Source organism: Nitrospirota bacterium (assembly GCA_016235245.1).
GTDB lineage: Bacteria > Nitrospirota > Thermodesulfovibrionia > Thermodesulfovibrionales > UBA6898 > UBA6898.
Genome location: JACRLO010000001.1, coordinates 75,190 through 99,923, shown reverse-complemented (window position 1 = coordinate 99,923; position 24,734 = coordinate 75,190). Strand labels below are relative to the sequence as shown.

22 protein-coding genes are annotated in these 24,734 nt (G+C 49.8%); 14 read left to right on the top strand and 8 right to left on the bottom strand.

Annotated elements, in window-relative coordinates; genetic code table 11:
• Positions 1-161: 161 nt before the first annotated feature.
• The 11 genes from aroC to HZB31_00415 all read left to right on the top strand — a co-directional run bounded on the left by aroC (position 162) and on the right by HZB31_00415 (position 12,886).
• A complete protein-coding gene (gene aroC / locus HZB31_00465; GenBank protein MBI5846427.1) occupies positions 162-1,355 on the top strand; it encodes a chorismate synthase in 1,194 nt (397 codons plus the stop codon).
• Positions 1,356-1,377: 22 nt separating this feature from the next.
• Positions 1,378-1,881: a shikimate kinase gene (locus HZB31_00460; GenBank protein ID MBI5846426.1), complete on the top strand. Its 504-nt coding sequence runs from the start codon at positions 1,378-1,380 to the stop codon at positions 1,879-1,881.
• The gene (locus HZB31_00455; GenBank protein ID MBI5846425.1) at positions 1,878-2,972 is read left to right on the top strand and encodes a 3-dehydroquinate synthase; all 1,095 of its coding nucleotides are present in this window, start codon (positions 1,878-1,880) and stop codon (positions 2,970-2,972) included. Before HZB31_00460 ends, HZB31_00455 begins: the two co-directional genes overlap by 4 nt.
• Before the next feature lie 79 nt (positions 2,973-3,051).
• Complete coding sequence (locus tag HZB31_00450; GenBank protein MBI5846424.1) at positions 3,052-3,669, top strand: DUF47 domain-containing protein; 618 nt, start codon at positions 3,052-3,054, stop codon at positions 3,667-3,669.
• Positions 3,662-4,654, top strand: a complete 993-nt coding sequence (locus HZB31_00445) for an inorganic phosphate transporter (GenBank protein MBI5846423.1) — start codon at positions 3,662-3,664, stop codon at positions 4,652-4,654. The genes HZB31_00450 and HZB31_00445 overlap by 8 nt, the downstream gene beginning before the upstream one ends.
• A gap of 186 nt (positions 4,655-4,840) precedes the next feature.
• Positions 4,841-6,235: a diguanylate cyclase gene (locus HZB31_00440; protein MBI5846422.1), complete on the top strand. Its 1,395-nt coding sequence runs from the start codon at positions 4,841-4,843 to the stop codon at positions 6,233-6,235.
• 38 nt (positions 6,236-6,273) lie between these two features.
• Complete coding sequence (locus HZB31_00435) at positions 6,274-8,880, top strand: CBS domain-containing protein (protein ID MBI5846421.1); 2,607 nt, start codon at positions 6,274-6,276, stop codon at positions 8,878-8,880.
• Between the two features lie 109 nt (positions 8,881-8,989).
• Positions 8,990-9,235: a hypothetical protein gene (locus tag HZB31_00430; protein ID MBI5846420.1), complete on the top strand. Its 246-nt coding sequence runs from the start codon at positions 8,990-8,992 to the stop codon at positions 9,233-9,235.
• A 65-nt stretch (positions 9,236-9,300) separates the two neighbouring features.
• Positions 9,301-11,130, top strand: a complete 1,830-nt coding sequence (locus tag HZB31_00425) for a thioredoxin domain-containing protein (protein ID MBI5846419.1) — start codon at positions 9,301-9,303, stop codon at positions 11,128-11,130.
• Positions 11,127-12,419 carry a hypothetical protein gene (locus HZB31_00420; GenBank protein MBI5846418.1) on the top strand — a complete coding sequence of 431 codons (1,293 nt, stop codon included), beginning with the start codon at positions 11,127-11,129 and terminating at the stop codon, positions 12,417-12,419. Before HZB31_00425 ends, HZB31_00420 begins: the two co-directional genes overlap by 4 nt.
• Before the next feature lie 11 nt (positions 12,420-12,430).
• Complete coding sequence (locus HZB31_00415) at positions 12,431-12,886, top strand: phosphate-starvation-inducible PsiE family protein (protein MBI5846417.1); 456 nt, start codon at positions 12,431-12,433, stop codon at positions 12,884-12,886.
• Positions 12,887-12,894: 8 nt separating this feature from the next.
• Here the strand turns inward: HZB31_00415 and HZB31_00410 are convergent, their stop codons facing one another.
• A complete protein-coding gene (locus HZB31_00410; protein ID MBI5846416.1) occupies positions 12,895-13,827 on the bottom strand; it encodes a carbohydrate kinase family protein in 933 nt (310 codons plus the stop codon).
• 532 nt (positions 13,828-14,359) lie between these two features.
• Here HZB31_00410 and HZB31_00405 point away from each other — a divergent pair.
• Positions 14,360-15,226 carry a hypothetical protein gene (locus HZB31_00405; GenBank protein ID MBI5846415.1) on the top strand — a complete coding sequence of 289 codons (867 nt, stop codon included), beginning with the start codon at positions 14,360-14,362 and terminating at the stop codon, positions 15,224-15,226.
• 15 nt (positions 15,227-15,241) lie between these two features.
• Positions 15,242-16,159: a TPM domain-containing protein gene (locus HZB31_00400; GenBank protein MBI5846414.1), complete on the top strand. Its 918-nt coding sequence runs from the start codon at positions 15,242-15,244 to the stop codon at positions 16,157-16,159.
• A 99-nt stretch (positions 16,160-16,258) separates the two neighbouring features.
• Here HZB31_00400 and uvrC read toward each other — a convergent pair whose 3' ends face one another.
• The 7 genes from uvrC to HZB31_00365 all read right to left on the bottom strand — a co-directional run bounded on the left by uvrC (position 16,259) and on the right by HZB31_00365 (position 21,055).
• Positions 16,259-18,136 carry an excinuclease ABC subunit UvrC gene (gene uvrC, locus HZB31_00395; GenBank protein MBI5846413.1) on the bottom strand — a complete coding sequence of 626 codons (1,878 nt, stop codon included), beginning with the start codon at positions 18,134-18,136 and terminating at the stop codon, positions 16,259-16,261.
• Between the two features lie 108 nt (positions 18,137-18,244).
• On the bottom strand, positions 18,245-18,802 hold the full coding sequence (locus HZB31_00390; protein MBI5846412.1) for a tetratricopeptide repeat protein: 558 nt from the start codon (positions 18,800-18,802) through the stop codon (positions 18,245-18,247).
• Positions 18,803-18,893: 91 nt separating this feature from the next.
• Complete coding sequence (locus HZB31_00385; GenBank protein ID MBI5846411.1) at positions 18,894-19,337, bottom strand: CBS domain-containing protein; 444 nt, start codon at positions 19,335-19,337, stop codon at positions 18,894-18,896.
• Between the two features lie 84 nt (positions 19,338-19,421).
• Complete coding sequence (locus HZB31_00380) at positions 19,422-20,033, bottom strand: TusE/DsrC/DsvC family sulfur relay protein (GenBank protein ID MBI5846410.1); 612 nt, start codon at positions 20,031-20,033, stop codon at positions 19,422-19,424.
• A complete protein-coding gene (locus HZB31_00375; GenBank protein MBI5846409.1) occupies positions 20,009-20,380 on the bottom strand; it encodes a hypothetical protein in 372 nt (123 codons plus the stop codon). Before HZB31_00375 ends, HZB31_00380 begins: the two co-directional genes overlap by 25 nt.
• Positions 20,381-20,390: 10 nt before the next feature.
• The gene (locus HZB31_00370) at positions 20,391-20,822 is read right to left on the bottom strand and encodes a hypothetical protein (GenBank protein MBI5846408.1); all 432 of its coding nucleotides are present in this window, start codon (positions 20,820-20,822) and stop codon (positions 20,391-20,393) included.
• Positions 20,823-20,824: 2 nt separating this feature from the next.
• Complete coding sequence (locus tag HZB31_00365) at positions 20,825-21,055, bottom strand: DUF2934 domain-containing protein (protein MBI5846407.1); 231 nt, start codon at positions 21,053-21,055, stop codon at positions 20,825-20,827.
• Positions 21,056-21,296: 241 nt separating this feature from the next.
• Between HZB31_00365 and HZB31_00360 the strand changes: the two genes are divergently transcribed.
• A complete protein-coding gene (locus tag HZB31_00360) occupies positions 21,297-24,734 on the top strand; it encodes a PAS domain S-box protein (GenBank protein ID MBI5846406.1) in 3,438 nt (1,145 codons plus the stop codon).

Below are 24,734 nucleotides of genomic sequence, written 5' to 3'. Positions count from 1 at the left end.
ATGAGGAAAACGGTCCATTATCCCATAAACTTCTCGTGTCATATTTTGCCATACAGGGCCCAGACAGTACATAAGACTTCTATTTACTTTACTCTTATGATTTCAATAACATAGTGACAGAATAAAGTCGTTATCAGGAAAGAGAGGTATAAACGGAGAGCATGGCGCATCTGAGATTTCTTACATCAGGCGAGTCGCACGGGAAGGCCCTTACAGGGATTATTGATGGAATCCCTTCAGGATTTTCCCTCTCCTCGGACGATATTGACCGGGACCTGAAGCGGCGGCAGGGCGGATATGGCCGCGGCGGCAGGATGAAGATCGAGACGGACCACGGAGAAATTATTTCGGGCGTACGATGGGGCAAGACCTTGGGTGCCCCGATCGCGCTGCAGATTGTCAATAAGGACTGGGATAATTGGCAGAAGGGCATGTCCGAATACGAAACGGATGCTCTTTCCATCCCTCCGGTTACCAAACCTCGACCGGGCCATGCAGATCTTGCCGGGTCCGTAAAATATAATACGAAAGATATGCGGGATATTCTGGAGCGATCGAGCGCCAGAGAAACTGCCATGCGGGTGGCACTGGGCGCTATTGCCAAGAGAATACTTTCGGTTTTTGACATAACGGTCGGAAGCTACGTGATTCAGATCGGAGCTGCCGGCGTTAAGAAACCGGCATGTGCAACAGAAAAACAGCTGTTGGCCCTATTCAAACTGGCAGAAAAATCATCGGTCAGATGCCCTGATACCGTCGCATCAGGCAAAATGATTGCAGCTATTGACAAGGCCATTAAAAATGGCTATTCGCTTGGCGGCCTGTTTACGGTCTTTGCCACAGGCCTGCCGATGGGGTTAGGCAGTCATATTCAGTGGGACAGGAAGCTTGATGGCCGGCTGGCACAGGCGCTCATGAGCATTCAGGCGATAAAAGGCGTTGAAATCGGCAGCGGCTTTGCCATGGGCGGACTGCCCGGTTCGGAAGTGATGGACGAAATATATTACCGGAAATCAACAGACCCAGAAGTAATGCCTTTTTTCAGAAAAACAAATCATGCCGGCGGCATCGAAGGGGGGATGACCAACGGAATGCCAGTCACCCTGACTGCAGCCATGAAACCGATTCCGACCCTGAGGAAGCCTCTTGCATCCGTGGACATTGTAACGAAACGTCCCCTTGCGGCAGCATACGAGCGTTCAGACGTCTGCGCTGTGCCTGCGGCTGCTGTGGTGGGCGAAGCCATGGTTGCCCTCACTATTGCGAATGCTTTTCTCGAGAAATTCGGTGGTGACAGCAAGGAAGAGATTTCGCGCAATTATAAGAGCTACCGATCATATATCCGGAAATTCTGACGGGCATGTTTCAGACTGGGTTATGTTGACAAATATCGTATTGACTGGATTTATGGGGACAGGGAAAAGTGCTGTTGCCAGGGAGCTGGCCCGGCTGTGCGGCATGAGGCTCGTCGATATAGACCGGGAGCTTGAAGCCTCGCAGCAGAAAACCATTCCTGAGATTTTTTCCTGTAACGGAGAAGAGTATTTCCGGCAGATCGAGACTGCAGCCATCCTGCAGGTTGCGTCAGAGCAGGGCATTATTATATCTACAGGAGGGGGAGCTGTTTTGAGGGAGGAAAACCTGAATGCGCTGAGGGCCCATGGCCGTATCTTCTGCCTCACCGCAGGCCCCGAGACAATTATGCTTCGTACTGCCGGCAATAGTGATCGGCCTCTTCTGCAGAGTGAAGACAGGCTGCTGAGAATATCAGAACTGTTAGCAGCGAGACAGCCATTTTATGAGAAGGCGGGAATAATGATTGATACGGAAGGCAAGACACCTCTTGAGATTGCTGGCGAAATAATAGGAAAAATGTCATGAACAAGATACGGGTAGAGCTGGGAGAAAGAAGCTATACCATTGCCACAGGCAGCGGCATCCTGAAGGATCTTGGGAAAAGTCTCGAACGCTTTGATTTCAGCAAAAAGGCTGCAATTGTGAGCAATCCGACTGTCTATGATCTTTATGGTAAAGCACTGGCAGCTTCACTCACAGGCTCCGGCTTTGAAATCATCGAGATCATTCTTCCTGACGGAGAGGAATACAAAAACCTCTTGTCGGTAGAGCGGATTTATGAACAGCTGCTCAGGATGCGATTCGACAGACGCTCGGTCGTGATAGCGCTTGGCGGCGGAGTCATCGGCGACATTGCCGGATATGCAGCCTCAACCTATATGAGAGGGATTGATTTCATCCAGGTGCCTACTACGCTTCTGGCGCAGGTTGACAGCTCCGTAGGCGGAAAGACAGGCGTCAATCATGCCCTCGGGAAAAATATGATTGGGACGTTCTGGCAGCCGAGGCTTGTCTGGGTTGACATCAGCACACTCCATACGCTTTCGCGGAGAAATTTCCTCGCCGGAATGGCCGAAATTATCAAGTATGGCATCATTTGGGACAGCACTTTTTTTGATTTTCTTGAGAAGAAACGGGAAACCCTCCTGAGCCTTAACCCTGACGACCTTATCCATATTATCAGACGCTCCTGTGAAATCAAGGCTGATGTCGTATCACGCGATGAGCGCGAGTCAGGTCTCAGGGCCATATTGAATTTCGGTCATACCATTGGGCATGCAATCGAGACTGCTACGGGATATACCACGTTCCTCCACGGCGAAGCAGTTGGCATCGGAATGCATGTTGAGGCCATGATCGCCCATGAAGTCGGTCTTATAAGCAGCGAGGAGGTCTCAAGAATACAGCACCTCATAAAAATATTCGGCCTTCCGACCGAAATACCTGCCGGCATCGACCTCTCCGCGTTCTTTGACGCCATGAAACTGGACAAAAAAACCGTTTCCGGTGACGTGAAGTTTATTCTCCCTGAGCAGATAGGAAGGGTCAAGATACAGGGTAACATACCCGGAAAGGCAGTTCAGCAGGCGGTTCAAAAAACATTGTCGGTTTCGTAATGCGGGTGCTGCTATTTTCAGAGACTTTATATTTGACATCTAATTCGCCTTTGTATATCCTATTTCCTGAGGGCTATATATGAAACTTTTTCCTAAAGAAGTAGATTTTTTTGAGATCTTTGACCGCGCGTCACAGAATCTGACAAAGGCTGCAGGACTTCTGGTATCACTTATGGAGAATTTCGACAATCTCGAGGCGAGGGCAAAGGAGATTTATGAGGTCGAGCAGGAAGGCGATATCCTGACTCATGAGGTGATGAAACAGCTGAATAAGACCTTTATCACGCCTATCGACAGGGAGGACCTGCATGAGCTTGTCGCAAGCCTCGATGATGTTCTCGACCTTATCTGGGGAGCGGTTGACCGGATTATAGTTTTCAGACTGAAGGAGTCAACAAAAGAGGCGATTTCCATGTCAAAAGACCTTCTGATAACAACAGAGGTGATGCATAAGGCTATCCAGAAGCTCAAGGAAAAGAACTACAGCCATGTCCAGGAATATTGTATTGAGATAAACAGGCTTGAAAACAGGATTGACAGGGATTTCCGGGATGCTCTCGGGAAATTGTTTGATGAAATCAAGGACCCGATCCTGATCATCAAGTGGAAAGAGATCTACGAACATCTTGAAGATGCCTCTGATAAGTGTGAAGACGTTGCCAACGTTATTGAATCCATTGTTCTGAAATATGCATGATTCTATTACCCTTCTTGTCTGCGTCATAGTCCTCGCAACGGTCTTTGATTTTATTAATGGCTTTCACGATACGGCAAACGCCATCGCAACCTCTGTTTCTACCCGAGTGCTTTCGCCCAAGGTTGCCGTATCCATGGCAGCTATTCTCAATATCGCCGGGGCCTTTGCCGGCACTGCGGTTGCAAAGATGGTCGGCTCAGGGCTTGTCGAGGCATCAGCAGTCACCCAGATTACGGTCATTTCAGCGCTCCTGTCTGCCATTATATGGGATCTTATTACCTGGTATTTCGGTCTTCCGACATCATCGAGTCACGCGATCCTTTCAAGTCTTGTGGGTGCGGCCATAGCAACATCAGGGACAGGGGTCATTATCCAAAAAGGCGTGTATAAGATACTGGGAGGTCTTTTATTGTCGCCCGTCGTAGGTCTCGTGCTTGGTTTTTTTCTTATGCATCTTCTCATCCTGGTATTTAGGCGCTCTTCTCCTGCGCTGGTCTCGAAAATATTCAACAGGTCTCAGATCGCATCTGCTGCGTACATGGCCTTCAGCCATGGCAACAACGATGCCCAAAAAACTATGGGAATTATCACCATGGCACTGCTGAGCGCTCATGTAATCCCCGATTTCAATGTGCCGCTGTGGGTCATAGCTCTCTGCGCAACGGCAATGGGACTGGGAACTGCATTTGGAGGCTGGAAGATTATCAAGACTCTCGGCGTAAAGCTTGTCAATCTTAAGCCAATTCATGGATTTGCCGCTGAGGCATCTGCTGCGACCGTCATAGAAGTTGCCTCACATTTTGGCCTTCCTCTTTCGACAACCCATATTATTTCCTCGACCATTATGGGCGTGGGAGCCTCCAAAAGACTCTCGGCTGTCCGCTGGGGGGTTGGAGGCAATATTGTTCTGGCATGGCTCATTACCCTTCCTGCCTGTGCAATCCTTGCCTGGCTCATCTGCAAAGCAATACTGCTCTTCTCCTAACTACCCGTCGGGTGTTCTGCCGGTTTACGCTCTGGAGTGCGCATAGGTAGTTAGTCGCCAACCTAAACAGGTTATTAGCACAGGCTGCCGTCTAAACATCTGAGTTGTTACATCTCCTTTTGTTTTGACAGACAGCACGAAAACTGGGATAATAGAGGCAATAAAAACTCATAAAAATAAGCGGTTATGAAAAAAAAGACCCTACTGCTTTTTGCAAGAAATAGATCTGTTATAACTTTTCTTGAGTCCTTCTTCAGAGGCTCAAGAAAATACCGTTGTTTGAACTGTGATTCAGCTGAAGAACTGTTTGACGCCCTTTCAACAAAATCTCCCTCTGCAGTTATTACAGAAAATTCGCTTCTGCCCCTTATTTCCGGGCGGACGTCAGACACGCCGGTTATTACCATGATTGCAGGCGGCAGAGAAAAGGGTATCCAGGCGTCTATTGCCCATAACGCAGGTCTTTATATGTACAAACCGTTTCTTGATGAGGACCTCGATCACAAGCTCCAGATGATTATCGGTCTGAAAGAGGCGAACATTGCATTGAAGCAGGAGGTCTACAACCTGCAGATCGTTAACGACTTTACGCAGCTCATCTCATCGACGCTCGATTCCAAAGAACTCTTATATCTGATCGTCAAGAAAATCGCCGAGGTCATGCCGGTCACGCGGTGCTCGATCGTAAGAATTGACTGGCTCCATAAGTATGCCTATGTGGTGGCCAGCTTCGAGACGCCGGATCTCATCGCGATCAAGCTCAGTCTTAAGAAATATCCGGAGATTGAGGAGGCCCTGATCAACAAGAAGCCGGTCATTATACGGGATATCACTTCTGATCCGCTGATGTCGTCCGTACGGGATATCGTGGCCCCTCTGGGCATTCGCTCTATTCTCGTTATGCCGATTATCTTTAAGGAGAAGGTCATCGGTACCCTGTTTCTGAGGACATCGAGAAAACAGCATGCGTTTACGGAAAATGAAATCAGGCTCTTGAAGACGATATCAGATGCATCTGCTAATACACTCTACAATGCCTTTCTTTTCGCACAGATAGAGGATGAGAAGACAAGACTTGAAAAACTTGCCATCACTGACTACCTGACCGGTATTTACAATATACGTTATTTTTATCACCGCATTATTGAGGAGTTCAGTCGTTCGGAGCGGTATGCTTTGCCGATAAGCTGTCTCATGCTCGATATTGATTTCTTCAAGAAAATAAACGATTCTTACGGTCACAAAATCGGCGATGCCGTGCTGAAAGAATTTGCCCTGCTGCTGAAACATCACACACGCAAGAGTGATGTGCTTGCGCGCTACGGGGGAGAAGAGTTTATCGTCATGCTTCCCCAGACGCCTGTTGAAGGGGCCATAGCAGAGGCAGAGAGGATGCGCACGGCGATCAAGAGCCACAAGTTCAGAATTCTCAGGAACATGGCCGGCATAACCGTCAGCATCGGCATTTCAGCCTTTCCCAATGCCAGGATCAAAACCCACGATGAACTCATTTCTGCTGCTGATGATGCCCTGTACGAGGCAAAAAAGAGTGGCAGAGACCGTGCAATTGTTTTCGATTAGCGTATCGTTTCCCGGTCAGCGGCGCTGGCGGTAACCACGTGGAAATTATCACCTCTCACCTCAATGCTGATTTCGACTCACTTGCATCCATGATTGCGGCGAAGAAGCTCTTCCCGGATGCCTTCCTTGCATTTCCGGGATCACAGGAGCGCAAGGTCCGGGATTTTATAGAGGTTTTCCGGCCCGTGGAGATCCGGAAGCTCAGGGACATTGAACCTTCCGGGATAACGAGGCTTATCATTGTTGATACCAAACAGCCGGACCGGATCGGTATATTCTCTGATGTCGTAAAGAACAAAAATGTTCGGGTTCATATCTTTGACCATCACCCTGTTGAAGAAGGTGACATCCGCAGCAATGACGAGCGGATAGAAACCGTGGGGGCAACGGCGACGATCTTTACCGAGCTGCTTAAGGAAAAGGGGCTTCACCCGGACCCGATGGAGGCAACCATCCTTGCCCTGGGTATCTACGAGGAAACGGGATGCTTTCTTTTCCCTTCCACTACCGAGCGTGATCTGAGCGCCGTATCGTATCTCATTAAACGGGGGGCCATCCTCAATATTGTCTCGGAATATGTGAAGACCGATTTGGGGAAGGAAGAACTGGAGATTCTCAACGACCTTCTGAAATCTTCACGGGAACTGATCATCAAAGGTATACGAGTCATGATTTCAACAACTTCGCGGGATTCCTATTTCGGCGATGCAGCTCTCCTGGCGCATAAAGTCATGGATCTGGAGGACATCGATGCCGTTGTTCTGATATTGGGCATGCAGGGGAGGATTATCCTGGTCGGCCGCAGCAGGGTGAAAGAGTTTGATGTTGCTGCCCTTTTGAAAGAATTTGGCGGAGGCGGCCACCATGCGGCTGCATCGGCCAGCATCAAGGGCGATTCCCTGGAGACCGTCGAAGAAGAGGTTCTCAGGAGGATTCCAGACCATATCAAGCCGGGTAAAGTCGCTGCTGATATTATGACGAGTCCGGTCATTACAATCCCCTGGGAAAGTGCGATCAGAGAAGCAGAAGATACGATGACCAAGTTTGGTGTCAATGTTCTGCCAGTAATAAAAGATGGTGAATATGCCGGGCTGATATCACGTGAGACCGTAGAAAAAGCGATCTTTCACGGCTTCAAGAAGAACCGCATTGCTGATTTCTGTTCGACGGAAAAACTGACGGTAACCGCAGATACCCCAATCAGGGACATCGAGACAATGATGATTGAGCACAATCAGAAATTTATGCCGGTGTTGGAGGGGCAGAGGATCGCTGGCGCTATCACAAGGACGGACCTGCTCAGGGTGCTTTATGAGGAATTTCTGAAAAAACGGCGTATCGACAGGGATGAAACCGCTGATATCCATTATTCGAGCCGTAACCTTTCCTCCTGGCTCAGAGACAGGTTCCCCGCAGAGATATTCAGTATTCTGAAGCTCTCCGGTACGATTGCCGAACGTTTGGGGTTCAGTGCGTATCTGGTCGGAGGATCGGTGAGGGACCTCCTTCTCGGAAAAGAAAATCTTGATATTGATCTTGTGGTCGAAGGAGACGGTATCGGCTTTGCAAATATCCTTGCAGCGCAGATTGGGGCGAAAGTCAAGCCTCATGATAAGTTCGGCACAGCCCAGGTCAAGCTGGGCACACTGCGTATCGATATTGCTACTGCCCGTACGGAATATTACGAATCACCGGCAGCACTTCCAAAGGTAGAATCATCTTCGATTAAAAAAGACCTGTACCGCAGGGATTTCACGATCAACACTCTTGCCATCAGGCTTAACTCCAACGACTTTGGCCTTCTCATCGACTTTTTCGGCGGTCAGCGAGATCTGAAAGAAAAGACTATCCGCGTCCTTCATAACCTCAGTTTTGTGGAAGATCCTACCCGCGCATTTCGTGCAATACGCTTCTCTGAGCGGTTCGGGTTCAGGCTGAGCCGGCATACTGCATTTTTGATGAAATCAGCCATCGAGATGAATCTATTTACCAGGCTTTCAGGATCACGCCTGTATGAGGAGCTTCTTCTGTCACTGCATGAAACTAATCCGGTACTTACCCTGAAGAGGCTGTCTGATCACGGTCTGCTGAAAGTAATCCATGAGAAGATCGTCTTTGACAAGCAGCTCGAGGCCGAACTCGAATCCACTGCCGAGACCCTTGCCTGGTATAACCTCCTTTATCTCGACCAGAAGATTGAAAAGGGAATACTCTATCTTATGACGCTCCTGTCCCACCTCGATGACCGTGAACGCGCTGATGCGGTTGCCCGGCTCTCAACGCCGCCCAAGGCCAGGAACATCATTCTTGAGGGGATGAAACAGCAGCGGGAGATCATTGCCGGACTTCCTTCTAAGAATCCGGTCAGTCTCTACAACCTTCTCTGCGGGAAGGAATTGGAAATTGTCCTCTTTTCGATGTCTTTGACAAAAGATACGGGGAAGAAGCGGGACATCTCCCATTTTCTTGTTGAACTCCAGAAGGTCCGGCCAATGCTCAAAGGGAATGATCTGAAAAAGCTGGGGCTGCCTCAAGGTCCGCTCTACTCCAGGATCCTGCATGAACTTCTGTATGAAAGACTCGCCGGCAGGCTGAATACCGCAGGAGATGAGCTCGATTTTGTAAAGAACAAATACCTCACGTGACAGGTCCGTCACGGCTTAAGCATACCCGAATCTCTTAGAAATAGAATTTGACCATGGCATTGAATTCTGATAGTCTTTAACCAGACCGGAAGAATAATGGAGAGAGCTTATGGACGAGAACCTTCGGCAACTGATCGAACTTGCTACATTACGGGGCAGCAACTACGTCAAAGGCGCTTCAACTCTTGAAGAACTGCCGGGCAAGCTTGCCGAGTTAGGGGTGCTTCTGCTGGAAAAAGCAAAGATCATGCAGCATTCCGGCAACGGCAAGCTTAAAGACGAGGTCATCGAACTCCAGAACAAAATCGATGATATGAGAAAAACCCTTTTCGCCAGCAAGCTGCTTATCAAGTAGCAGACACCTGCAGAGCGCCTGGGAGGACTTCGGGTGCAGCCGGAACAGATCAACGGATCAGTATTATGAACCCCAACAGACTCATCTCTGAAAAAAGTCCTTATCTGCTGCAGCATGCCTATAACCCTGTAGACTGGTATCCATGGGGACCGGAGGCCTTTGATAAAGCAGTAAGAGATAACAAACCGGTCTTTCTTTCGATAGGATATTCAACCTGCCACTGGTGCCATGTCATGGAAAAGGAGTCTTTTGAAGACGAGCGCGTGGCGGAACTGATGAACGAGACCTTCGTATCCATCAAGGTAGACCGCGAAGAAAGGCCTGACATAGATAATGTCTACATGACAGTCTGCCAGCTCATGACGGGCAGCGGAGGCTGGCCTCTTACCATCATCATGGCCCCCAACAGACATCCGTTTTTTGCCGGCACCTATTTCCCCAGGCAGGCCAGTTTCGGCAGGATTGGCATGCTTGATATGATCCCGCGCCTGAAAAGCCTATGGGAATCTGACCTGCCGAAGCTCATGAAGCTTTCCGAAGAAGTGATTGACCGACTCAGGCGTGGAAATGCGCCTGTTGCGATGGAAGAGCCGGTGGAATCTGTTTTTCACGATGCCTTTGAGCAGTTAAGGCATCAGTTCGACCATGAAAACGGGGGATTCAGCCAGGCCCCCAAGTTTCCAACACCGCATATTCTGCTTTTCCTCCTGCGATATGCCGGGAGCACAGGCAACAGGGAGGCGATGCAGATGGTCACAAAGACCCTCGATGCCATGAGAGATGGCGGCATCTATGATCATGTCGGTTTTGGTTTCCATCGCTATTCGACAGATGCTCATTGGCTGCTGCCTCATTTCGAGAAGATGCTCTATGATCAGGCGATGCTCTGTATCGCGTATACCGAGGCTTTTCAGACAACAGGAAACGAGGCATACCGAAAAACGGCAGAGGATATTCTTCTCTATGTCCATCGGGACATGACATCTCCTGAGGGCGGCTTTTATTCGGCTGAAGACGCTGACAGTGAAGGAGAAGAGGGTCGATTCTACCTCTGGAGACATGAGGAAATTTTCGAGGTTCTTGGCCATCAGGACGCGGAAATCATCTGCGCGTTTTTCAATATCAGCAAGGAGGGTAATTTTGCAGAGCAGGCATCAGGGAGTTCTTCAGGTTTAAATATTTTTCACCGGGAGAAGAATCTGAATACCGCAGGAACAGAAGCTGCGGAAAAAGACCTGGCTGACCGCATAGAAGCAGCCCTTACCCGTCTGTATTCCCATCGTGCAGGCCGCATACCCCCCGGCAAGGATGACAAGGTCCTGACCGACTGGAATGGCCTTATGATAACGGCTTTTGCCAGAGCAGCAGAGGTTTTTCAAAAACCAGAATATAAGGTTATTGCATCACGTGCTGCCGATTTTATCCTGGCCCGGCTTCGCACACCGGAGGGAAGGCTTCTTCATCGTTATCGACAGGGGGATGCATCACTTCCTGCTTCTGCAGACGACTATGCCTTTTTTATCTCAGGGCTTATCGCGCTTCATCTGGCAACTTCTGAAGCACGGTATCTTGAGGAAGCCCTCGCGCTTAACCGGATTTTCATTGACCATTTTTGGGACCATAACCATGGCGGCTTTTTCTTTACCGCAGATGACGGCGAGGAACTGCTTGTCCGACAGAAAGAGGTCTATGATGGAGCAATACCTTCGGGGAATTCCATTGCGCTCTTCAATCTCCTCCGCCTTGGCAGTATTACGGGGGACCAGGATATCCTCGAGATGGCGTCAAAGACTGCCAGGGCATTCTTTGGCTCAGTCAGGCAGGCGCCGACAGCCTATACGTTTTTTCTCATGGCACTCGATTACAGATTTGGCATGACTCCGGAGAAGCAATGATCCGGATACGCGGCAATATGTTGCTTCTTGTATGTGTGTGTATGCTGCCGGTATTGGTCTTTACCTGCGCGCGGCCCGCTTTTGCGGATACAACCCGGCAGCCGCAGAATACCGTCAAGATCTATTTTTTTTGGGGTAGCGGATGTCCTCACTGCGCCCATGAAAAGGAATTTCTTGCCGCGATCAAAGAGCGCTATCCGCAAATTGTCATTGAATCGTATGAGGTATGGCAGAATTCTGCAAATGCACAGTTCTTTTCCCGGATGACGAAGAGTGCCGGCATTAAATCAACCGGCGTGCCGGTAACATTCATTGACCGCAGGGTATTTGTCGGCTTTTCCGAGAGGGAAAAAACGGAAATGGAAAAGTCCATCATAGGCTGTCTTGAAAGCGAATGCGCTGATCCGGCGGACAGGCTGACGCAGCCTGTGGAAAATGAAACGGAAAGGACCATTAAACTTCCTTTATTGGGGGTTATTGATCAATCCAGGGTATCGCTGCCGCTGATAACTGTTGTACTGGGGGGATTGGACAGCTTTAATCCCTGCGCTTTCTTTGTACTCTTCTTTCTTCTGAGTCTCCTGGTTCATGCACGTTCGCGGGTCAGGATGATGATGATCGGCGGCACGTTTGTCCTCTTCTCAGGCATGATCTATTTTCTCTTCATGGCAGCCTGGCTTAACCTCTTCATGCTTGCCGGTAATCTCTCTGCCATAACCCTTACGGCCGGCGTTGTAAGTCTTATCGTAGCAGCGATCAATATCAAGGACTTTTTCTTCTTTAAAAAAGGGGTCTCACTCTCAATACCGGAAGGTGCAAAGCCGAGGCTATTTGAAAGAATGAGAAATCTGCTCAAATCAACGTCTCTTGCGTCAATGTTGGGCGGGACCATGGTGCTTGCGCTTGCTGCCAACACCTATGAACTGCTCTGCACTGCCGGGTTCCCGATGGTCTTTACCAGAATCCTGACACTGCATAACCTCTCCCCGGCAACCTATTACCTTTACCTCGGCCTTTATAACCTTGTCTACATTATCCCCCTGTCGATTATTGTTGCTGCATTTACGATAACGCTCGGCGCACGGAAACTTACCGAGTGGCAGGGGCGAAAGCTTAAACTCATTTCAGGCCTTATGATGCTTTTTCTTGGTGCTATCCTGGCGATAAAACCTGCGCTGCTCAACAATGTTATCGCCTCAGCCGGTATTCTTGGAGTCGCCATTGCCCTGTCCTGGCTTGTCGTGCTCATTGCCCGTCGAACGGGATATGGTCCGGAACAATCTGTCTGACGCATGGTATAATGACTTCCATTACTATGGAACAGAACAAGGCTGATCTCACAGAGTTATTCCGCAGGGGACTGGTAAAGGCAGACATGGTCCTGCATGTCGTTGCTGCCCTGCTGCTGCTTGCAGCATGCGGTTTTATCTTTTACTATGCGGTTCTGAATCTTGTAAATCCGACCCGGGACGCCATTATTCATCTGATCAACGATGTGCTCCTTGCCCTGATCATTCTTGAACTGCTCTGGACCGTAATCAGATTCCTGAAAAAACAGAAGTTTGTTTTGGCCCCTTTCCTTGCCATCGGCATTATTGCTGCGGTAAGAAGAATTCTTCTGATAGAGGCCCAGACATCGTTCATGGAGCATGTTCCCAATGAGAAGCTTTACGAAATAGGGCTAAGCGCCTTTGTGGTGATAACCCTGATGGTTGCCTATTACCTCTCTGTCAAGGCACAGAAACTCGAACAGTAACCAGGCTGTTACAGTACGCCGAAATTCTGCTGATATCGTTCTGAAAATTCCTCATGCGTATAGCAGTGCTCCTGAGTGCCGTAGTGTTCCACCGCATAGGCTGCAGCCACTGCGCCGATCTTTGCGGCGTCTTCGATACTCTTTCCCATGGCAAAACCCTTCAAAAGGCCGGAGCGATAGGCATCTCCGGCGCCTGTTGGGTCTACGACGTTGGAGGCCTTTGCCGCAGGAATTGTTATGTCCCGGCTGCTCATGCTGATGAGAGAGCCTTTATCGCCAAGCGTGGTGATGATCATCTTCGTCAGACCGAGGATCTCTTCTTTCCTCATGCCGGTCATCTTTATGATAACCTCAAGTTCGTAATCATTCGTGATCAGCATCATGGAACCGCTTATCCAATCCCTGAGCTGATCGCCGGTCCACAGGGTCAGCGACTGGCCGGGATCGCAGATGTAAGGTATGGCTCTTTCCCTGCAGCGTGAGGCATAGCCGATCATATCCTGAAGGTTGCCCGGGGCAAGGAGTACGACCGAATCGTTCGGATCTGCAGCGCTCAGGTCATAGTTCGTTGCCTGTTTCATCGCCCCCGGATTAAAGCCCGTGATCTGGTTGTCTGACTTGTCAGTGGTGATGTACGCACCGGCAGTGAACTCCTCCCTGATGATCGTGATGACTTCATTCGATATGGAGTGGGATTTCAGCCAATCAAAATAGGTTTCATAGTCCTTGCCGATCGTTGCAATGATGACCGGTTTTTCGCCAAGCAGGCTGAGGGAATAGGCGACATTGCCGGCAGTACCGCCGAACTTCTCTGTCAAGCTGGTGACATTGAAGCAGACATTCAGTACATGGATCTTGTCCGGCAGGATGTAGTCGGCTAACGAACCGGGAAAGTCCATAATCCTGTCATATGCCATAGAACCCGAGATGAATATATTCATTGCTGTTCCCCTTTATTTGCCTGGCTCTTCATGGAGCCTTCAACTTCAAAACTGAACAACTTGAGACTGACTTATTACTGTGCCACAAAGCGATATTATTGTAGCATATCAGCAATAAAGCGCTCGTATGACCTCAGCGCCCTTAAGCCATATTTGTCATGCTTCAGTTATGAGCGATCTGCATAACTCCCCCAACCCCTGCGTAAAGCACCTACTGTTGGCTCTTATCCTCCACTAGGGAGGACAGGCCTCAAGTGGGTGAATGTACCTCCCCTTAAGATAAGAGGAGGGGTTATGATTTTTCCGTGTATACCAAATTGCTTCATTTTGGGTGATTTTTAGTATTTACATTTCCCATATGTTTCATTAAACTTACGCAGGGGACAGAAACAAGGCATTCATCCCGGGTATATCACATGTTTAAAACAGATGATCAGCACACGAATCATACTGCCTTGCAGTTGATTTGGGCAGTAATCGGCGGCAGCCTGTCAAAAAACAGCCCGCAAACATCTGACAGGGGAGGAATCAAATGAAAAGTTATTTATCAGCAGTTGCTGCAATATGTCTGGGAATTTTCATGTTTGCTGTTAATGTTGTACCGGCAGGTGCCGAAAACACGGCAAAGGGAAAGCTCACAGTTGACGGAAAGACGGTTGAGATAACGCATGTTCTTGCATATTCACGGCCGGGCTTCTTCGACAAAAAGAAGAAGGATGTGGTAGTTCTTATGTGCGATGCCCCGGTTACCGTTGAGGTAGCAAAGGAACCCATGGGGATTTATGACCAGGTGAAGGCCGGGAAATTGCACTGTGTCAGGCATACGATCGATGCCGACAAAAAGGTGATAAGTTTTGAAGTGAATCATAACCGATTCAAAATGACCGTAAGCGGCGGGTCCAGCTTCGAGGTTTTCGAACCAAAGGCGGTTACCGGCAGTTCTATCTCCGGCCGCTCGTTCACAAAGTCTCCCCAGAAATCAGGATTCGATGATGTTTCATACAGCTATGACATCACCTTCAGTGCCGATATAGCAGTACCTCAAAGCAAGAAGGTCGGCACGAAACTTCCTGCAGATGGCGGCGATGTATGGAAGGCGTACATGGCACATAACAAGAGAATAAAGAGCATGGATATCAAGGAGATGAGAAAGACCATGCCAAAGGAAGAATCCGAACAGATAACTGACAAAGAACTCAAGACGATGAAGGAATTGGCTGTTGCGATGATGCCGAAGAACGCTAAATTTTCAGAAGGTTATGTAAACGGAGATAAGGCGATTCTGTTTATCACCGATCATTCAGGCAAAGAAAAAAAATATGGCACAATCGATATGGCAAAGGAAAAAAGCGAGTGGGTCGTGGGCATGCAGAGTTGGAGCGACAATCCGTCGGAATAAGAGGACTATCGAAAGATGAAGAGAGCAGCTTACAGGATACGATGTATATGGGCAGCAGCTTTATTGCTGGCATTGTTCGTGCCGGTTGCTCATGCGCTTGAGGTTCCGGAGATTCTGGGATATGTCAATGACTACGCCGGCATAATCTCACCGGATGTCAAATCCCGCATGGAGGAAATGCTCAATACCCTTGATCGGACCAGCTCCAATCAAATAATGGTTTTGACCGTTCCGACATTGGAAGGCCAGTTGATGGAAGAGTTTGCGCTAAAGGTCTTTAGATCCTGGAATACCGGAGCGTCAAAACTTGATAACGGCGTCATCCTGATCGTGGTACAGAAGGAAGGTAAGATCCGGATCGCGGCCGGCAGGGCACTTAAAGAGAAAATGACCGATCTTGCCGCCGGAAGAATTACAGATAACATAATGGCCCCTAAATTCAGGGCGGGTGATTACGACGCAGGAATTCTGGAAGGGATCGACGCTATTATTCCGGTCCTGAAAGGGCAATACAGTGCTTCCGTGCTTCGTGATTTCTGGGGCGGAAGTTTTTTACGGTATATCTCTGAAAACAGTGACACGGTATTTACCTACGCACTTTTAATGATGCTCGGGGCTTCTCTTATTTCGGTACTGTTTAAATTAGTTCTTGGCGAGGAGTTCCTGCCAGGAAGGATGAAGCGATCAAAGTCCACCTTTGGCGCCTTGGGAGGTGCGGTCTGCGGTCCGGTGGCGGGATACTGGATGATGGCTGAGACAAGTCTTCTTGCATGGCTGTTTTATGTCTGTTCCGGAGCACTGTTGGGTATCCTGGGCATGTATGTGCGGTTTTCCAGCTCCACCAGCAGAAGCAGCAGTAGTAGCGGTGGCAGCGGTGGATTTTCCGGCGGCGGAGGTTCCTCCGGAGGAGGAGGCGCCTCGGGGGATTATTGAGTTCGGTCCCGTGATCCGGAAAATGTGAGGGAGAAGAGCTGATGCTCGGAAACGCAACGCCGGTGTTTTCGGGAAAGCCTATACATCGAAGTTTGAAATCTATTTCCCCGCCAGCCCTTTCAGCACTTCCTCTGCCAGCTTCTTTGTGAAGCCCTTTAACCCGGCGATATCCTCAACCGAGGCCTTTTTTATTGCCTCTATACTGCCAAAACGATCAAGCAATGCAAAACGCCTCTTTCTGCCAAGACCGTAGATGCTGTCAAGCGTTGAATCGAACATCCTCTTTGCACGCTGCTTCCGGTGATAGCGGATCGCAAACCGGTGGACCTCATCACGTATCCTCCTCAGCAGCAGGGAGGCAGGCCTGCTGTCATCAATGAGTATAGGTTCATCCCGGTCCTTTATGAATATCCTGTCAGGGTCCTTTGCGAGGCCGATCACAACAGGACGACAATTATCACCCCCCTCAGTCCCCCCTTGGCAAGGAGGGAAGTAAAGGGAATCAAAAACTTCCAGTGCTGCATGCAGGTGTTCCCTCCCGCCGTCAATTATGATCAGGTCCGGCAATGCTGACAGAAGCTCTTTTTCCCCCTCATTCGTTTCTTCGCCTTCCCTGTAGCGGCCCTTCGCCCTTTGCCCTTCGCCTATACTTTTGACCGTTCTCCTGACCATCTCCCTCATCATGGCATAGTCATCAGGGCCTTTGACTGTATCCATACTGATATTGCGGTACAGTGACTTATCAAAAGCACCGGCCCGCCAAACTACAAAAGCTCCTCCGGCAGAGGTCCCGGTTATATTCGATATGTCGAAGGCGCCGATGCTTTCAGGGACCTTCTTCAGCCCCAGAAGTGAAGCAACCTCTGACATCAGTTCCGGGTCTGCATCTGCTTTTCTGGTTTTTATGATCTCCTGGCTGTTTTCCTCTGCCATGCTCACCAGCTTCCGCTTTATCCCCCGCACCGGAACCATGATCCTGACGCTTCCTCCTCTCTTCTCTGACAGCCATTGAGCAAGCAGAGCCTTGTCTTCAGGAATTTTAGAACAGTAGAGCTCAGGAGCTGGGATGATCTCCCTGCCATAGAACTGCTCAATGAAGTTCCTGAAAAGGTAGCCGTCTTTCTCTCCTGTTGTATGGTTCTGTTCAAAATCCCTTGTCCCGATCATCACGCCGTTTCTGATGAAAAAAAGCTTAAACACTGTAATATCAGCCTGCCTGAAGAAACCTATGACATCAGCGTCCCCAAGCTCGGCTGAAACCACCTTCTGGGACTCTGACACTGACTGTATTGCCCTGATCCTGTCCCTGATTATCGCCGCCTCCTCAAAGCGCATCTCATCGGCAAGGAGCGTCATTTTTGTTTCGAGTGATTCAATCAGTTTTTTGTTCTTTCCCTCCAGAAGAAACTCGACCTCCCTGATCATCTGCATATAGTCTGCATGGTCGACTTCACCGGAGCAGGGGGCACTGCATTTTCTGATCTGAAACTGGATACAGGGACGCATCCGCTTTTCGAGTGAATATCTGCAGGTCGGGATTTGGTAATGATTTCTGATAAAGGAGAGGGTTTCCCACATGGCACCTGCAGGAACATAGGGCCCAAAGTAGCGTGCATTCCCTTTCTGGATCCTTCTGACGACCTCAAGCCTCGGCCACTTTTCATCAAGCGTGAGTTTCAGATAGGGATAGCTCTTGTCATCCCGCAGCAGGATATTGTACCGGGGCTTGTGCTGCTTGATCAGATTTGCCTCGAGGATGAGCGCCTCAAGCTCATTGCCTGTGACGGTGAACTCAAAATCTGCAACGCTCTTCATCATGGCAGATTTGCGCTCGTCAAGGCCTGCAGCTTTCTGAAAATAGCTCCTTACGCGGTTTTTCAGAACCTTTGCCTTGCCTACATACAGGATCTTGTCCTGGTCGTCCTTGAAGAGGTAAACACCGGGCTTGCCCGGCATTGTCGCAAGTTTTTCCTGCATAGGCATAGATTAAAGATAAGGGCGGGAAGTTTCAAGGGGCAATGGCCCTGGCTCAATCAGCCCAGCCCTTGCCCCCTGAAGTTACGTTGCAGAGAAAAAGATAAGGTATTACTTTGCCGCAGCCTTTAACTTTTCAATCTCTGCCTTGATCGCTCCGGCATCCGGTGCATTCGGCGCAAGCGAAAGTGCCTTTTCAAAATATTTCCCCGCCTGTTTGGCGTCTTTGAGGTCATATGCCAATACAACTGCCATATTCTTGTTCGCATTGATATGATTGGGATTAATCTCAAGGGCTTTCTTATATTCAGCAACTGCCATATCAGGCTTGCCCGACTCTCTCAGGCAGGTCCCCATGTCAACACGGATATCAACATTTTTCGGATCGATGGCAAGGGCCTTTTGATATGGATCGACCGCCTCTGCATACCGTTTTGAATCCATCAAAATATTGCCAAGTTCGGTCCATGCATTGATATTCTTCGGGTCTTTGGCCGCTGCATCCTGAAGCATCTTCACCTTATCAAAGCCCTGCAGCGGTCCGCTTCCTGCAGGCATCTGCCCCTGCTGTCCGACAGGCGGCTGGAACTGAGGGGCTGAGCCCTCTTTTTGCTGGCAACCATACGCGGCAACTACAGAAAGTAAAACGACAACAGCGATTTTTTTCATGTCAGGCTCCCGGGGATAAAATTTGTTCGTATTATATCAGAAGTCATTTCCCCCCGAAAAGAGCAGCCTGCTGCATCCCTGATCAATCCAACTATGGTGTTCTCTTTTGGAAATCCATCTCATGCCAGTATCCCTGTTCTGCCATCGCATTTATCACGCTTTTTCTGGTGATAAGTCCGACCAGCATCTTGTCCTGCACGACCGGAAGGACCGTGAAGCTGTCAGAAAACAGCAAAGATGCAAGGTCTTCGACCGATGTCTCTACCGACACGGTGACCGGTTTGCTGCAGACGTTGTGGTCAGGATGGCCGCAGCTCATGATCGATTCGGCGCTGAACTCGTGGATCGTCCTTCCCTCTTTGACGGCACTTAAAAGATCGAATTCAGAGACGATACCGACGACCTCATAATCATCGTTAATTACCGGCAGAGCAGGATAGGGACACATCAGCTTCTGGACCACTTCATCCCCCTTCATTTTGGCCGGAATACTTACCCTCGGATACATGATATCTCTTGCGGTAATACAGGACATGATAACCCTCCTACTATTCAGTGCCTGGTTAATTCTGCCAGGCAATGCCGAGGCTGTGAATCGTGGCACTATTCCTTATTTTTGTCATGTGGGCGGTTCGTTATGCTCCAGGAGATTCATGATCACTGCGTCGGGTTTCGGCAGCCCGGCCAGCTTCCATACAATAGCCGGATTCACAAACTTTTCGCTGAGGCAGTCCTTATCCTGATGCAGGTTCTTACAGATAGATCTGATGATCGGAAAATAATTGTACTGCTCGTAGTGGGCTCTAACGAATTTCAGAATATCGATCTGATCATCGGTCAGTTCCTTTATTCCCTCCCTCTCTGCCAGACCGAAGGCAATGCTTTCATTCCAGTCATGAAAATTTAGCAGATAGCCGTCATTATCAATACAGGCTGAATATCCACAGCATTCTATCATCAGCATCTCCGGCACCGGGGGCCGGTCACTAATAAAATTCTTAATGAACTGCCCTATCTGGCCTCCCAGATGTACGCATTTAAACCCGTCCATACACTCATCAGCATCCTTCTTCTCAAGATGGGTAGAGAGCAGATGGGCCCCTTTTCTGAAATTGACGACATAGGCATTCTTTTCTTCATGGAAGACAAGACCCACAAGGATGCCGTTCTTCTCGATCTCCGGGTACATCTCCATGATTTTATTTTTTAGTGCGACAACTGTGTAGCCCATGGCTCCTCCTTCCTGTTGTCGGGCCATCGGTAATGGCCGCGCTCCGGCTCCTGCTGACGGCCGGTTTGTAAGGCAGGACTGTCGGTTGTCTGCGTCTGACCGGATACGAAACTCTGCAGCCAGCGTCCTATCTGAAAACCCAAAAAGACGAATTTGATGCCGTCCATACATTTATCAACTTCATTCCTTTGCAGATGGGTAGCAAATGCATTCAGCCCTTTGCTGAAACTGATAAAATAGGTATCGTTATCCTTATTGAAGACAAGACTCATCATGACACCGTTTGTTTCGATCTCCGGGTACATCTCCATGATTCTATTTTTTAGTGCGACAACTGTGTAGCCCATTGTTCCTCCTTTACGCCTTGAAAAAATTCAGCCGTTCCATTTCTTTAAACGCCCAGACATCTGCCAGCAGTTCGTCCTGCCCGATCTCCGGCAGGCTTGCGGCGTATTCCGCCAAAAAAAGATAGGCAAACTTCTTTCTGTCCGAGTTCAGTCTCTCTGCCAGGTCCTCTGTAGCACTATTAAGCTGATTTCTGATGCGCAGAGCATTGATCCGCTGCTCGATCTCCTGATCAGTGGCGACACGACTGATCAGCATCTTGCAGCCCTGCGGACTGCTCGTGACGAGTTTAAGCGGCCTTTCCCTGTCAGGTTCCTGAATGCCCTGCTGTCTGCACCATCCAGCGATATTATTGACGAAAAGTATATCTTCAGGTCGAAGGCAGTAAGATTCCTGCAGTTGTTTGAACAGCTTGTTGTGGTCTTCTGCATACAAAAAGCCCATACTTATGCCACTGCCATCCTGTCGCCAGCCGGCTGTTTGCGCTTCTGAGGGACATTTTTGCCGCAGTCTGCTGTAGTTTCTTTTCCCTGCCTGTTCCCGCTTTTCTTCTGAGCATACTTGCGTGCCACGATGTGCTCTGCCTCAATCCAGTTGTCAAGATCACGGCCGCTAATCCTCCCGCTTGCTTCGTAAAGTTCGTATGCGATTTTTTCTACTTCATCCTGATATGACATCGTCTTTCCTCCGTTGAAATGCAGAATGTCGAGCAGCAGTTCCTTCCTGTAATCATTTTGCTGCCTGTGACGTGGTTATTCAAGAGGGACATTGGACTATTTATGTCGGAATCTCGGGAGCACGATGTAAGTATTGCCCTACAAAATCTTTCTGCTCCTTCTGCAGTCTTGCCATCGGCCTTTCATGATAAAATATAGAAACTTGTTGGCCGGAAACAGGCAGAAGCCCAGGGCAGGAGCAATGGAAAATTCGATAACAGAAGAAGACGAAAACAGGAAATCAGATGAGCTGATAAAGCACCTCGCCTCCTTTCCTCAACTGAATCCGAATCCGGTCATCGAGGTGGATATTTCCGGCAACGTCGTATTTATCAACCCCGGAGCTGTCCGTATTCTTGACGGTCTGGGCTTGGACAAGAAGGATGCGGCTATATTCCTGCCTCTGGAACTGGGTGTCATTCTGGATGACCTGAATAGGAAATCCGAATGTTCCTTTTCCCTCGAGGTGGTAGTCAAGGATAGGATTTTCCACGAAACTATCCAGCTTATTCCGCAATTCAATGTCGCACGCATTTATGCTTTCGATATCACGGAGCGTAAGCGAGCAGAGGAGGCGCTTCGGGAGAGTGGGCTGCGTGAACGTGAACGGGCGGAGGAATTGGCCACTGTGCTAGAGGCTGTGCCGACTCCTGTTATTATCGTCCATGACCCTGATTCAACCCACATGACAGGAAATCGCGCAGCAGATGACCTGCTTAAGCAACCGCACGGCGCTGAGGTCTCGCTGTCAGCGCCTTCTAAGGTGAGGCCGCGTCATTTCAGGGCGCTCAAGGATGGACGTGAACTAAGGCTTGAGGAGCTTCCTGCGCAGCGGGCTGCCCGCGGCGAACATGTACAGGACTTCGAGTTCAGCCTGGTCTTCGACGATGGCACAATCAGACACCTGCTGGGTTACGGCACTCCCCTGCTGGACGATCGGGGCTTTCCGCGCGGAGCAGTCCACGTCCTGATTGACATTACCGACCGCAAAAAGTCTGAAGCAGCTCTGGCCAGAAGCAAATCCGAGTTTGAGGCGATGTTTAATTCCATCACCGATGCTGTGGTATTCGCTGACATGCAGAGAAGAGTGCTAATGGTCAATCCTGCGGTAGAAAGGCTTTTCGGCTATTCACCGGATGAGATCATCGGCCGTTCTGCCGAGATCTTTTATCCGGACGGAGACACGTATGAGAGGATTGGAAGGGAAGTCTATCTGAATCAGACAAATGTGGACTCCATGCCTTTTGAGGTTCGGTATCGGCGGAGGGACGGGTCGCTCTTTTATGCTGAAACGCTTGGCACTAAAGTTAAAGATGTCCAAGGCAATATTATTGGTTTTATCGGGATTCACCGCGACATTACTGAGCGCAAGCAGGCAGCGGAGGAACTGCAGCGAGCACACGATGAGCTTGAGGAGCGTATACGGATGCGCACTTCTGAACTGGCGGCTCTCAATGACGACCTTGAAGCAGAGATATATGAACGCAGAAAGGCAGAAAGAAGGCTTGCACGCATAAACGCGCTCTACTCGGTCCTGTCACGGGTGAACGAGGCCATTGTCCGCATCCACGATCCCGAAAGACTGTTTGAACAGACCTGCCGCATTATTATTGACAGCAAACTCTTTAAGATGGCATGGATCGGACTCCTTGACCCTCAAACGTCAAAGGTCGAACCAATTGCCAGCGCAGGGGACAGCGGCAAATACCTTGACCGCATCACGATCATCGCGATGGACGTCCCTGAAGGGCGGGGGCCAACCGGGAGGGCGATCGTCGAAGGGAAGGTCATGGTATGCCCGGACATAGAAAATGACCCGACGATGCAGCCCTGGCGAGAGTCTGCAATGAAGGCGGGTTTTCGCTCATCTGCAGCCTTTCCCCTGCATGCTGGCTCCGCAGTCGTCGGTGCACTCACTGCATATGCCGAAACCCCCCACTTCTTTACGGACGAAGAGCTCAACCTGCTTTCTTCACTTGCAGACGATATATCCTTTGCGATCGAAGCCATGGCCGCAGAGAAGAAAAGGATCGAGGCCGAAAGCTCTCTTTTGGCATCTTCTGCTGAGATCAAAGACCTGTACAACAATGCCCCCTGTGGCTATCACTCTCTGGACAAGGAGGGCAGGATCGTCAGCATTAATGACACTGAACTCTCCTGGCTGGGATATGAAAGGGACGAAGTGATCGGCAGAAAGATAGATGAGTTTCATGCCAGGGAGAGCAGAAAACGGTTTAAGCAGCTTTTTCCGAAATTCCTGAAATCAGGATCTATCAGGGAAGTCGAATTCGAGCTGATCCGCAAGGATGGAACATTGCTGCCGATCCTTCTGAATGCCACGGCTATGCGTGACAGGGACAATAATTTCATAATGACCCGCTCAACTGTCTTTGACATTACCGAACGCAAGGCACAGGAACGCCAGACCGAGGCAGCCAACAATGTGCTCAAGCTCTTATCCGCCACTGCCTCGCGTTCCGAATATCTGAATGCCCTTGTCAGCCAGCTTAAGAGCTGGTGCGGATGCAGCTCTGTCGGCATACGGATTGTGGGGGGGGAAGGGGATGTCCCGTTTGCAGCGCATAGCGGGTTCAGCAATAAGTTCCTGAAGCAGGAGGACTGCCTCTCGCTTGGGAAAGACTCCTGCGCCTGCATCAGGGTGATTGACGAAAAGCCCCGCAGGGTCGAGACGGGTTTTATGACAGGAGAAGGTTCTTTTGTCTGCAACGACACGTCCAGCCTTTGCTCCAAAAATCTGCGTGACTTTTACCGGCATGCCTGCATCCGCGAAGGGTTTTCCTCTCTGGCCGTGGTCCCGGTACGGTACCGCACCGAGGTAATCGGCGCTCTACACCTTGCTGATCCCCAAAAGGATGCATTCCCGCTGCAGATCATTGACTTTATCGAAACCATTACGCCGCTGGTCGGCGAGGCTGTGCATCGGTTCTCCATCGAGGAAGAGCTGACCGCTTCCCGGGAGCAGCTGCGCGCATTTTCAGCTCATCTGCAGGAGGCTCGGGAAGAGGAACGTACGAAGATCGCCAGAGAGATCCATGACGAACTGGGCCAGATCCTTACTGCAGCAGGGATGGAGTTGTCTATATTGAAGAACCGCTACAACGATCAGGCCCCCATAAAGAAGGCTGCCTTATCGGTCATCGGACTGCTTGATAATGCTGTTGCAGATATACAGAGGATTTGTGAGGAACTGCGGCCGCGAGTGCTGGATCATCTCGGTCTGCCGGTGGCCATTAAGCAGGAGGCTGCTGCTTTTATAAAGCGCACCGGTATCCCCTGCTCGCTCGACCTTGTCAGTAAAATCCCCGGCCTGACCGATGAGTCTGCTGTCGCTCTTTTCCGCATCTTTCAGGAAGCGCTGACCAATGTCGCAAGGCATTCAGGGGCTAAAGCAGTATCGATCCGCCTCATCGCAGACAAGAAAAATATCATTCTTGAGATAACGGACAATGGCAAAGGAATCTCCAGTCAGGAATTCGGCAAGAGCACATCATTAGGCCTGATCGGCATGCGTGAACGGGTGCGCGAAATCAGCGGTGAAGTGACTATCCAGGGAACTGCAGGCAAGGGAACTGTTGTGACCGTCCGGATCCCGTCCGGAAAACGCTCAGAAAAGAGGTGA